Origin of the sequence: Pseudomonas fluorescens (assembly GCF_002837185.1) — a bacterium.
Lineage (GTDB): Bacteria > Pseudomonadota > Gammaproteobacteria > Pseudomonadales > Pseudomonadaceae > Aquipseudomonas > Aquipseudomonas fluorescens_AM.
This window is the reverse complement of the sequence record NZ_KZ478027.1, coordinates 31,674-41,480: the sequence shown is the minus strand read 5'-3', so window position 1 is coordinate 41,480 and position 9,807 is coordinate 31,674. Positions and strand designations below refer to the sequence as shown.

General features: G+C 62.5%; 9 protein-coding genes. 6 read left to right on the top strand and 3 right to left on the bottom strand.

Annotated elements, in window-relative coordinates; all coding sequences use genetic code 11:
- Positions 1-178: 178 nt before the first annotated feature.
- Positions 179-751 carry a LuxR C-terminal-related transcriptional regulator gene (locus CIB54_RS25125; protein ID WP_065950977.1) on the bottom strand — a complete coding sequence of 191 codons (573 nt, stop codon included), beginning with the start codon at positions 749-751 and terminating at the stop codon, positions 179-181.
- A gap of 146 nt (positions 752-897) precedes the next feature.
- On the opposite strand from CIB54_RS25125, the gene CIB54_RS25120 reads away from it, so the two are divergent.
- The 6 genes from CIB54_RS25120 (at position 898) to CIB54_RS25095 (ending at position 7,128) form a co-directional block, all read left to right on the top strand.
- Positions 898-2,076 (top strand): acetyl-CoA acetyltransferase, encoded by a 1,179-nt coding sequence (locus CIB54_RS25120; RefSeq protein ID WP_065950976.1) that lies wholly within the window; start codon positions 898-900, stop codon positions 2,074-2,076.
- A gap of 3 nt (positions 2,077-2,079) precedes the next feature.
- Positions 2,080-3,609 (top strand): class I adenylate-forming enzyme family protein, encoded by a 1,530-nt coding sequence (locus tag CIB54_RS25115; RefSeq protein ID WP_101221274.1) that lies wholly within the window; start codon positions 2,080-2,082, stop codon positions 3,607-3,609.
- A 33-nt stretch (positions 3,610-3,642) separates the two neighbouring features.
- A complete protein-coding gene (locus tag CIB54_RS25110; protein WP_065950974.1) occupies positions 3,643-4,962 on the top strand; it encodes an MFS transporter in 1,320 nt (439 codons plus the stop codon).
- 78 nt (positions 4,963-5,040) lie between these two features.
- Positions 5,041-5,595 carry a histidine phosphatase family protein gene (locus CIB54_RS25105; RefSeq protein WP_101221273.1) on the top strand — a complete coding sequence of 185 codons (555 nt, stop codon included), beginning with the start codon at positions 5,041-5,043 and terminating at the stop codon, positions 5,593-5,595.
- A 45-nt stretch (positions 5,596-5,640) separates the two neighbouring features.
- Positions 5,641-6,396, top strand: coding sequence for a precorrin-6A synthase (deacetylating) (cobF, locus tag CIB54_RS25100; protein ID WP_101221272.1), 756 nt, complete (start codon positions 5,641-5,643; stop codon positions 6,394-6,396).
- A gap of 12 nt (positions 6,397-6,408) precedes the next feature.
- Positions 6,409-7,128, top strand: coding sequence for an alpha/beta hydrolase (locus tag CIB54_RS25095; RefSeq protein WP_101221271.1), 720 nt, complete (start codon positions 6,409-6,411; stop codon positions 7,126-7,128).
- A gap of 131 nt (positions 7,129-7,259) precedes the next feature.
- On the opposite strand, the gene CIB54_RS25090 is transcribed toward CIB54_RS25095, so the two are convergent.
- Positions 7,260-7,814, bottom strand: a complete 555-nt coding sequence (locus tag CIB54_RS25090) for a DcrB/PsbP domain-containing protein (RefSeq protein WP_101221270.1) — start codon at positions 7,812-7,814, stop codon at positions 7,260-7,262.
- A 72-nt stretch (positions 7,815-7,886) separates the two neighbouring features.
- Positions 7,887-9,695, bottom strand: coding sequence for a monovalent cation:proton antiporter-2 (CPA2) family protein (locus CIB54_RS25085; RefSeq protein WP_065950969.1), 1,809 nt, complete (start codon positions 9,693-9,695; stop codon positions 7,887-7,889).
- Positions 9,696-9,807 lie beyond the last annotated feature (112 nt).

Below are 9,807 nucleotides of genomic sequence, written 5' to 3'. Positions count from 1 at the left end.
TTGGCTGTTCGGCCGCCATCGGGGGCAAGCCCCCTCCCACATTTGGACCTCGGAGTGTCAGGTAGATACGCGTTGGCTGTTCGGCCGCCATCGGGGGCAAGCCCCCTCCCACATTTGGACCTCGGAGCGTCAGGTAGATACGCGTTGGCTGTTCGGCCGTCACGAGGGCAAGCCCCCCTCACGCCACCATAATAATCTTCGACACCAACTCCACCACTGTCTTGGCCTGCAACTTCCTCATCAACCGCGCCCGATGCACTTCCACCGTGCGGTGGGAAATCCCCAGGCGCAGGGCGATTTCCTTGGATTTGAGCCCGTTCACGATGTGCATGGCAATCTCCCGCTCCCGCGGCGTCAGGTCTCCGGTGCCCTGGTGACAGCGGTCCAGGCGTTCGAAGTGCCAGATCATCAGCTTGAACGGGTCCCTGGGCGTGAGGGTGTAGCCATGGGATTTGGCCCAGAACACCTCGCCGTTGCGATGCTGCATGAAGCGCTCGTCGGAATAAAAACCGTTGTCGCTGTCGAGCAACCAGTCATGGCTGCGCTTGCCGATGGCGTGGTAGTCGGCCTGGGACGGGTAGATCAGCAAGGTCAACTGATTGACCAACGTCTCGCGGGCATAGCCGAACAGTTTCAGGAAGGCGTCGTTGCAGTCGAGTATTACGCGGTTGCTGGTCACCAACTGCGGAGCGGGGGACAGTTTGAACGCCAGGCGTTCGAGGTCTTGCAATGGCTGGGTAAACACGGTCATGGGCATCCTGCCTCGTTGTTCAACTCACTGGCGAATACTTATCCATGTAAAACTACTTATCCATGTAAGTAGTTACACGAATTGGCGTGCGGCCAGAGCTGGGTCATTGTAAGGAAAGTCCGGTTGAAGAACAGAAGAAATTGATTATGCCTGTTGATTGCGTGTCTATCGTTGCCGCTGGTCATTCGCGTTTTGGTCGTCTGGAAGGCACCACGCTGGAGGATCTGATTGTTCAGGTCACGCGTGAGGCCCTCAGCGACGCCGACCTCGAGGCGTCGCAAATCGACGCGCTGTTCCTCGGCCACTTCAATGCCGGGCTGGTGCCCGACGGCTTTGCCGCGTCATTGCTGCTGCAGGCCGACCCCGGGCTGCGCTTCAAGCCGGCCACGCGCTGTGAAAACGCTTGTGCTTCCGGTTCGGCGGCGATTCAGGCCGGGGTCAATGCGATTCTTTCCGGCAGCGCGGAGTTGGTGCTGGTGGTGGGTGCCGAAAAAATGACCCACACCTCCACGGCCGCCGTCACCCAGGCGCTGGCCGGTGCCGGTTACCAGAACGATGCCGCCGAAGCCGGCCTGAGTTTCCCGCAGCTGTTCGGCCGCGCCGCGCGCCAATACGCCGAGCGCTACCACAGCCCGCTGGGCTCGATGGCGGCGATTGCCACCAAGAACCACTCCAATGCCATGGCTAACCCGTTGGCGCAGATGCACCGCGAGATGAATTTCGAGCACTGCAACAACGTGTCCCAGAGCAACCCGTTCGTGGCCGAGTCGCTGCGCCTCACCGATTGCTCGCTGATCAGCGACGGTGCTGCGGCGATCATCCTGGCTTCACCCAAGCGGGCGCGGGCGTTTCGCCGCGATGTGCAGATTCGCGCGATGACCCAGGTCAACGACACCTTGCCCATTGCCCAGCGCGACATCCTTGCGTTTGAAGGCCCGCAGCGGGCGATTCATGCGGCGCTGCGCGGGGCGAATGTGACCCTGGCCGATCTGAGTTTCGCCGAGGTGCATGATTGCTTCACCATCGCCGAACTGCTGATCTACGAAGCCATGGGCCTGGCGCCCAAAGGCGAGGGGCACCGTGTGCTTGACAGCGGTGTGGTGCGTGCGGGCGGGCGCTTGCCGGTGAACCTTTCCGGTGGGCTCAAGGCCAAGGGCCATCCCGTCGGCGCGACCGGTGTCTCGATGCATGCCCTGGCGTTCCGGCAATTGACCGGCGAGCCAATCGGCCTGGCGGTGCCCAACGCGGAGTTCGGGCTGGTGTTCAACATGGGTGGAATGGCGGTGGCCAACTACGCCTCGGTCCTGCACGCGCGCCGGTATTGAGCCATGAACATTGCCAACTGGTTGCACGACACCCAGCGTCGCAACCCGCAACGTCCGGCGTTGTTCGACGGCTCGCGGCAAGTGGCCGACTACGCCACCTTCGCCGCCCATGTGCGCCAGCGCGCCGCGCACCTGGTAGACCAGCACGGCGTGCAGCCAGGGGATGCGGTGGCGGTGCTGATGAAAAACAGCTGCGACTACCTGGAGCTGCTCTATGCCATCTGGTGGATGGGGGCGGTGGCGGTGCCGATCAATGCCAAGCTGCACCCGACCGAGGCGGCGTGGATCGCCGATAACGCCCAGGCCCGCTTGATCTTTACCGATGGCGGCCGGGTGTTTTCGTCGCATGACCTGCCCCTGTGCTGCGCAGAGCTCGATGGCCATGCGCTGGCGCCGGACCGGGGCTGGCCAACCCTGGAGCAACCGGTGCCGCGCCAGGCCGACGACCTCGCCTGGCTGTTCTACACCTCAGGCACCACCGGGCGTTCCAAGGGGGTGATGCTGTCCCATGGCAACCTGATCGCCATGTCGTTGTGTTACGCCACCGATGTCGACCCGGTGAGCGCCGACGATGCGGCGCTGTATGCCGCGCCGATGTCTCATGGCGCCGGGCTCTATAACTTTATTCACGTACGCTGCGGCGCGCGGCATGTGGTGCCGGCGTCCAACGGGTTTGACGCCGCCGAGCTGTTTGGCCTGGCGGCCGAGCTGGGCGGTGTTTCGCTGTTTGCCGCGCCGACCATGGTCAAGCGCATGGTCGAGCAGGCGCGACGCCAGGGTTACAGTGGCGAAGGCATCAAGACCATGGTCTACGGCGGTGGCCCGATGTACCTGGCCGACTTGCGCGACGCCGTCGACACCTTCGGCGCCCGCCTGGTGCAGATCTACGGCCAGGGCGAGAGCCCGATGACCATCAGCGTGCTGCCCCGTGGGCTGATTGCCGACCGCCAGCGCCCCGACTGGGCGACCCTGGCCGCGTCCGTTGGCCATGCGCAAGCCTGCGTGGAAATCCGCATTCTCGATACCGAGCACCAATCGCTGCCCACGGGAACGCGCGGCGAAATTGCCGTACGTGGCGCCACGGTGATGCAGGGCTATTGGCGTAACCCCGAGGCCACGCGCCAGGCCTTGGTTGATGGCTGGTTGCTGACCGGAGATATCGGTTTTCTCGACCCCGCCGGCTACCTGACCCTCACGGATCGCTCCAAGGACGTGATCATCAGCGGCGGCAGCAATGTATACCCGCGCGAAGTCGAGGAAGTGCTGGCCCAGCATCCCGAGGTGTTTGAAGTGTGCGTGGTGGGCGAGCCGGACCCGCAATGGGGCGAGTCGGTGGTGGCATTTGTGGTGACGCGCAGTGGCCAGTCCCTCGACGAAGCCGAGCTGACGGCATGGTTCCTGGCGCGCATGGCATCGTTCAAGAAACCAAAAAAATATGTGTGGCGCAGCGAATTGCCCAAAAACAGCTACGGCAAAATCCTCAAGACCGACTTGCGACAATGGCTCAAAGCGGCGAGTATCGCCGCGCTCTAGCACGGATCGATAAACAGACAAGGAGTCCCCTCGATGGGCAATCACGCGCAAGACACTGTCCGCAAACGCCGCCGTGCGTTTCTCGGTGCCACCTCCGGCCACTTGATCGAGTGGTACGACTACGGCGTCTACGGCTTTCTTGCCGTCTATATCGGCCAGGCGTTCTTCGTCTCCGACGACCCTACCACCAGCCTGCTGGCCAGCTTTGCCGCGTTTGCCCTGAGCTTCTTCATCCGGCCCCTGGGCGGGCTGTTCTTCGGCCCGCTGGCGGACAAGATCGGCCGGCGTAAAACCCTGATCATGGCGCTGGTGATGATGACCGGCTCCACGGTGATGCTCGGTTTGCTGCCCACTTACGCAACCCTGGGCATCGTCGCCCCGATCCTGTTGATCCTGGTGCGCTGCGTGCAAGGCTTCTCCGCGGGCGGTGAGATCGGCACGGTTACCAGTTTCATTTCCGAATACGCCGGCCCCGGCCGACGCGGCTTTGCCACCTGCTGGTTGATGGTTACCGCCGTGCTTGGCCTGTTGCTGGGCGGCGCCGTGGCCAACGGCATGACCTGGGTGCTGGGCGCCGACACGATGCAGGAATGGGCCTGGCGCGTGCCGTTCCTGATCGCCGCGCCCTTGGGCTTCATTTCCATGTACATCCGCCTCAAGCTCGAAGACAGCCCCGAGTTCCTTGCCCTGCAACGCGCCGGGCAAACTTCTCGCGCACCCCTGCGCGAAGTCTGGCAATGGAAACGCGCGGTTGCCCTGGTGTTCTTCATCATCACCCTGCACAGCTCGATCTTTTATCTGGTGCTGACCTTTGCCTCGACTTACATGGCCAAGATCCTCAAGTTCGACAGCGGCACCACGTTGCTCTATGTGTTCGTCGCCAGTTTTTCTGCGGCGTTCGTCATGCCGTTCGGCGGCGCCTTCACCGATAAATATGGGCGTAAGCCGTTCCTGATGGTGATCGGCACGCTGGCGACCCTGGCGATGTTCTGGCTGTTCAAGATGGCACCGACCGCCACGCCGGCAACCTTCTTCGCGCCGTTGATGGCGGTGGCGATTCTGTTCGGCCTGTATGCTTCGTCCACCTATGCGCTGATGAGCGAACTGCTGCCCACGCGCATCCGCTCCACTGGGATCGCCGTGGCGTACAACGTGCCGGTTGCGGTGTTTGGCGGCAGCGCGCCGTTGATTTCCACCTGGCTGATCAAGGTGACCGGCGACATTACCTCGCCCTGGTACTTTTATGTGGCGACCGGGGTGGTGTCGTTGATTGCGCTGGTGCTGCTGCGCAAAGAGGACTTCGTGGCCAGCGGCAGCCCGGTGACGGCGCCCGCCGGGGCGGCATTGGCCTGATTGGTACGGTGGTCGGGCGTTGCATCGACGCGTTAACTGCGCCAGGCTTGGCAGCCTCATCCCGGCGGAGTGTATTGCGTGCAGGCTACCCGTTTGACCCTGATCTGCCATGCGGCCACGGCGGCGCAGAAACAGGCATGCTTTGCCGATGACGAGTCGCTGCTCATGGACTGGCAAGGCGCGGAACGGTCTCTGGCAGGTCGTTACCCCAAGGCTGCGCGCCTGGTGTGCGGGCCGGAGGCGCGTACCCGGCAGACGGCGGCGTTGTTCGGCGCGCAGCCGAACATCGAACAGGCCCTGCGCGACCTGGACCTTGGGCACTGGAAAGGCCAGGCTGTGCGCCACCTGAACAGCGATGAATTGAACGCCTGGCTCACCGACGGCGCCCGTGCACCGCATGGCGGCGAGTCGGTGGATCAGCTGTGCGCGCGGGTCGGGCAATGGATCAAGTCCCTCGAGAGCCAACCCGGTCACGTGCTGGCCATCACCCATCCGTTCGTTATCCGCGCCGCGCTGCTGTACGTCATGCGGTGTCCGTTCTCGATGTTCTATCTGATCGACGTTGAGCCGCTGTCTTGTACCGAGTTGCGCTTCAATGCGCGCTGGCGCCTGCGCCTGGAAACTCACGCCTGAGGCCCAGGTCATGGCAAAATCCACGCCCCGCAATGAGAGCAACCCATGAAACGCATCCTGATCATCGGCATCGGCGCCGGCAACCCCGACTACATCACGATGCAGGCCGTAAAGGCGCTGAACCGCACCGACGTGTTTTTCCTGATGGACAAGGGCCAGAGCAAGGACAAGCTGATCGACCTGCGGCGTGAAATCTGCGAGACCTACATCACCGAGCCCGGCTATCGCTTCGTCGAGGCTCAATGCCCTGAGCGCACGCGCGGTGATATTGACTACACCACCGCCGTGCGGGACCTCAACCGCGACAAGCAGCACACCTTCGAGCGTATGATCAACGAGGAAATGGCCGACGGCGAAGTGGGCGCGTTTCTGGCCTGGGGTGACCCGGCGTTGTACGACAGCACCATTCGCATCCTGCAGGCGATCCTGGCCGACGGCCGCTGTGAGTTCGAGTTCGAGGTGATCCCCGGCATTACCAGCGTGCAGGCCTTGGCGGCCCGGCATAAAGTGCCGTTGAACCGGATCGGCAAGTCCGTCGAAATCACCACCGGGCGGCGCCTGGCGGCGGGGCAGGCGAGTGATGCCGACACCCTGGTGGTGATGCTCGATGCCGAAGATTCCTACCGCAGCGTGGCGGATCAGGACCTGGATATCTACTGGGGCGCCTACCTGGGCACGCCGGACGAAATCCTGATCAGCGGCAAAGTGGCTGACGTGGCGCAAGACATCCAACGGGTGCGCAAGGCTGCGCGGCTCGCCAATGGCTGGATCATGGACACCTATTTGTTGCGCAAACCCTGAGGGACCGTTCCTATGCTCAAATTGCTCGCTCTCACCCTGACCTTGCTGGCCGGTGTCGCCCAGGCGGATTCGGTACTGCACACCGACTTGCCGCTGTCGTACCTGGAGCAAACCCAGGGCGATGCACGCAACCAACCGCTGGTGATTTTCCTGCATGGCTTTGGCAGCAACGAGGAAGACCTGTTCGGCATCAAGGATGCGCTGCCTTCCACCTGGACCTACCTGTCGGTGCGTGCGCCGATGCCGGTGGAGCCACGTGGCTATCGCTGGTTCACCAAGACCCCCGGTGACGGGGATTACGATGGAGTGACGGCCGATCTGCACAGCAGCGCCAGGCTGATTGAAGACTTTGTGGTCAAGGCCACCGCCAAGTACCACACCATGAGTGATCGTGTGTTCCTGGTCGGGTTCAGCCAGGGGGCGATCATGTCCTATGAGGTGGGTTTGCGCAGGCCCGAGTTGATGCGTGGCATCGCGGCCCTGAGCGGCAGTGTGTTGCCGGTACTCAAGGCCCAGCTAAAGCCGGATGCGGCGTTGGGCAAGCTGGCCATCTTTATCGGCCATGGCACATTGGACCAGGCACTGCCTTATGCCTCGGGAACGCGGGCGAATGAGGTGCTCGAGGGGTTGGGATTGAAGCCGGAATTTCATGGGTATCCGGGGATGAACCATACGATCAGCGAGGCCGAAGTCCAGGACCTGAAAGCCTGGCTAGAGAAAAGTATGCAGTGAAACGCAGTTGAAAATGTGGGAGGGGGCTTGCCCCCGATGGCGGTATTTCAGTCACGGATGTATCGACTGATTCACCGCTATCGGGGGCAAGCCCCCTCCCACATTGGTGTTGTGTTGCTTGGGAAATTGGCTTACTTGCCGCCGGTAATCTGCTTCACCAGCGCGGCATGCCCCTTCACATCATCCGCCCGCGAAATCGCCTGGATCACCAGCAACTGATTGCCCGAACCGCCGAGAAAGGTGGAGCTCAACGTCTTGCCGCCGCCCTGGGTGGCGGTGCTGTCGACCTGCCGCAGGCCGAGGCCCTTGTAGGTGAGTTTTTTCTCGTTTTGCTTCTTGAAGTCGGGCAGGGCGGCGCTCTGGTTCTTGACGAAGTCGGCAACGGCGCCATCGAGGAACTGCGGGTCGTTATCCTTGATGGCTACCCCATCGTTACGCACGGTTTCGGCGACGATCACCACACTTTTCGTGGTGGCGTTGGCATACAGGGTGCCCTGGGTATCGGCGGTGCCATCATCGGCTTTACCAGCGGGCAGGGCGTCGGCGGTGTAGGCCTTGGGCAGGTTGAAGGTGAACTTGCCGCCCAGGGTGGAGATGGTTTGCGTGGTCGCCTTGGAGGCTGCCCATACGCTGCCGGCGGTAAGCGCGAGGGCCAGCAGCAGTGCGGTCTTGGTGAACGTGGCCATGAAGCGCTCCAGAGATGAACGAAATTGCGGCGTATTCTGTCAGAAAAATCGCAAGATCGTTCACCTGCAGCCTCACACCTTGTCGGACTCTTCTTGAAGCCTGTCCATCTCAAACAGGCGCGCCAGTTCGGTACGGGCTTCCTGGGCGGTCTGCATGACTTTGGCCGCATCGTCGTACACCGCATGCTGTGCGGCGAGGACCTGCTGGTCATGGGCCCTGAAACGGTCGATGCGTGCATCGGCCTGGGCCTGGCTCAAACCGAGGCCCACCAGGGTGCGGCGGCTCATCTCCAGGCTGGAGTAAAAGGTTTCACGCACCGGTGAGGCGTCCAGATCCACCAGGCGGTGTACGTGCTGGCGGTTACGCGCGCGGGCGATGATCTTCATGTGCGGGTAGAGGTTGCGCACCAGTTCGGCGGTCTTGATGTTGATCTCCGGGTCATCCATGGCGATCACGAAGAACTCCGCCTGGTCGACCTTGGCCGCATGCAGGATTTCCGGGCGCTGCGGGTCGCCGTAGAACACCGGCATGCCGCCGAAGCTGCGGGTCAGTTCGATGGTTTCCACCGAGGTGTCCAGGGCGATGAACGAGACGTTCTGCGCACGCAGGATGCGCGCGACGATCTGGCCCATCCGGCCCATGCCGGCAATCACGACGCGCGGTGCATCGCCTTCGATGGCGCGGTATTCCTCGGGTACGTCCACCGGCTTGACCTTGGGCCTGAACAGCTTTGGGCACACCAACAGCAGCAGCGGTGTCACGGCCATGGACAGGGTGATGGTGAGCACCAGCACGTCATACAGGTGCGGCTCGAACAGGCCTTGGTCGCGACCAATCTTGAACACCACGAAGGCAAACTCACCACCGGCCGCCAGCACCACACCCAGGCGCAGGGCGCTTTCACGATTGAGCTCACCCGCCATGCGCCCTACGGCGTACAGCAGCGGCAGTTTCAGCCCGATCAACAGCAAGGTCAGCCCGATCACCACCAGCGGTGTGCTGAGCAGCAGGCTGAGGTTGGCGCCCATGCCCACGCTGATAAAAAACAGACCCAGCAGCAGGCCCTTGAAGGGTTCGATCTGGGATTCCAGTTCGTGACGGTATTCGGAGTCCGCCAGCAGCAGCCCGGCGAGAAAAGCGCCGAGGGCCATCGACACCCCCACCAGCTCCATCAACCAGGCGGTGCCGATCACCACCAGCAGCGCGGTGGCGGTGGACACTTCGCGCAGGCCGGTCTTGGCAACAATGCGAAACACCGGGCGCAACAGGTAGCGCCCGCCGATGATCACCACGGCAATGCTGCCCAGAATCTGCAAGACGTGCTGCACGCCTTGGGCTTCGCTGGCCGGATGATCGCTGCCGGCCAGCAGCGGCACCATGGCGATCAAGGGGATTGCCGCGATGTCCTGGAACAACAGGATCGCAAAGGCCAGGCGCCCATGGGGTTGGTTGAGTTCCTTGCGCTCGGCCAGGCTTTGCAGGCCGAACGCGGTGGAGGACAGTGCCAGGCCCAGACCCAGCACAATCGCGCTATTCCATGACTGGCCAAACAGCCACAGCGCCACTACGCCCATGACCAGCCCGGTGAGCAGCACCTGGGCCAGGCCGACACCGAATACCGCCTTGCGCATCACCCATAAGCGTTTGGGCGAAAGCTCCAGGCCGATGATGAACAGCAGCAGCACCACGCCCAATTCGGAGAACTGCGCCACGCTTTGCGGGTTGCCGATCAGGCCCAATACCGAGGGGCCGATGATCACGCCGGCGAATAGGTAGCCCAGCACCGCGCCCAGTTGCAGGCGCTTGGCCAATGGCACGGCCAGCACGGCGGCGAACAGGAACACCACGGCTGCTTGTAACAGGTTGCCTTCATGGGGCATTGCGAACTCCATTGTCTACTTGAATCAACTGCTGACGCCTTGATAGGCGAGGGCGCTATTAGAACGCGTTTTTACATTTTGAAACTTGTATTTTTGATGCGAAGGTCAACGT

Excerpts from the sequence above, each read along its gene's own strand:
- CIB54_RS25110 (WP_065950974.1), top strand. The coding sequence starts at position 3,643 with ATGGGCAATCACGCGCAAGACACTGTCCGCAAACGCCGCCGTGCGTTT.
- CIB54_RS25090 (WP_101221270.1), bottom strand. The coding sequence starts at position 7,814 with ATGGCCACGTTCACCAAGACCGCACTGCTGCTGGCCCTCGCGCTTACC.
- CIB54_RS25085 (WP_065950969.1), bottom strand. The coding sequence starts at position 9,695 with ATGCCCCATGAAGGCAACCTGTTACAAGCAGCCGTGGTGTTCCTGTTC.
- CIB54_RS25095 (WP_101221271.1), top strand. The coding sequence starts at position 6,409 with ATGCTCAAATTGCTCGCTCTCACCCTGACCTTGCTGGCCGGTGTCGCC.
- cobF (WP_101221272.1), top strand. The coding sequence starts at position 5,641 with ATGAAACGCATCCTGATCATCGGCATCGGCGCCGGCAACCCCGACTAC.
- CIB54_RS25125 (WP_065950977.1), bottom strand. The coding sequence starts at position 751 with ATGACCGTGTTTACCCAGCCATTGCAAGACCTCGAACGCCTGGCGTTC.
- CIB54_RS25115 (WP_101221274.1), top strand. The coding sequence starts at position 2,080 with ATGAACATTGCCAACTGGTTGCACGACACCCAGCGTCGCAACCCGCAA.
- CIB54_RS25120 (WP_065950976.1), top strand. The coding sequence starts at position 898 with ATGCCTGTTGATTGCGTGTCTATCGTTGCCGCTGGTCATTCGCGTTTT.